This is a genomic window from Gluconacetobacter azotocaptans, from assembly GCF_014174355.1.
Taxonomy (GTDB): Bacteria; Pseudomonadota; Alphaproteobacteria; order Acetobacterales; family Acetobacteraceae; genus Gluconacetobacter; species Gluconacetobacter azotocaptans.
In genome coordinates, this window is the sequence record NZ_JABEQF010000049.1 from 1 (window position 1) to 1,273 (window position 1,273).

Sequence of the window (1,273 nt, forward strand, 5' to 3'; positions counted from 1 at the left end):
CGTGCAGGACCATGTCGAGGCCTTCGACCTCCTGGTCCTGGGTGACGCGCAGGCCGATGGTCAGGTCGACGATCTTGAGCAGGACGAAGGTGGCGAGGGCGCACCAGACGATGGTGATGCCGACGGCCTCGGCCTGGATGACGAGCTGCGCGAACGAGCCCACGACGCCGGACGGGTTGGCGTCGGTGGCCGAAAGCGGGCCATAGGCCAGCACGCCGGTCAGCAGCGCGCCGACGATGCCCCCGATGCCGTGCACGCCGAAGGCGTCGAGGCTGTCGTCATAGCCCAGCAGGTGCTTGAGCGAGGTGGCGGCCCAGTAGCACACGACGCCGGCGATCAGGCCCAGGATCAGCGCGCCGCCGGGCAGCACGAATCCTGCCGCCGGGGTGATGGCGACCAGGCCGGCGACGGCGCCCGAGATGATGCCCAGCACCGTGGGCTTGCCCGTGCGGATCCATTCCGCGACCATCCAGCCCAGCCCCGCGGCGGCGGTGGCGATCTGCGTGGTGGCCATGGCCATGCCGGCGCGGCCGTTGGCCCCCACCGCAGAGCCCGCGTTGAAGCCGAACCAGCCCACCCACAGCAGCGAGGCGCCGGCGACGGCATAGGTCAGGTTGAACGGCGACAGATCGTCCTGGCCGTAGCCGCGACGCTTGCCCATGACCAGCGCGCAGACCAGGCCGGCGATGCCGGCGTTGATATGCACCACCGTGCCGCCGGCGAAATCGACCGCGCCCAGGCCGGCGACCCAGCCCAGCGGGCTCCAGACCCAGTGGGCGATCGGGGCATAGACCACCAGCGACCACAGGACGGTGAACACGCACAGCGCGCTGAATTTCATGCGTTCGGCGAAGGCGCCGGCGATCAGCGCCGGGGTGATGATCGCGAACGTCATCTGGAACATCATGAAGACGCTCTCGGGGATCGTCATCACGGTGGCGTTGGCCGACCCGGCCCCCAGGGTGAAGCCGATATCGGCGCCTTTCGAGATATGCGCGCCGATGCCCGACAGCATCGCCTTCGACAAATCGCCCAGATAGGGCGAGCCCGTCGAGAACGCCAGGCTGTAGCCCGCCACCATCCACACCACGGTGATGATGCAGCAGATGGCGAACGACTGCATGACCGTGGCCAGCACGTTCTTCTTGCGCACCATGCCGGCATAGAACAGCGCCAGGCCCGGAATGGTCATCATCAGCACCAGCGCCGTGCTGACCAGCATCCACGCCGTGTCGCCCGTGTCGATCGCGGGGTCCGCCGCCAGCGCCGGGGT

At 68.8% G+C, this 1,273-nt stretch carries 1 protein-coding gene; it reads right to left on the reverse strand.

Annotation, left to right across the window (positions count from 1 at the left end; translation table 11 throughout):
* The coding region (locus tag HLH34_RS19060) for an ammonium transporter (RefSeq protein WP_183121135.1) at positions 1-1,264 on the reverse strand (1,264 nt) is incomplete at its 3' end.
* Positions 1,265-1,273: the final 9 nt, after the last annotated feature.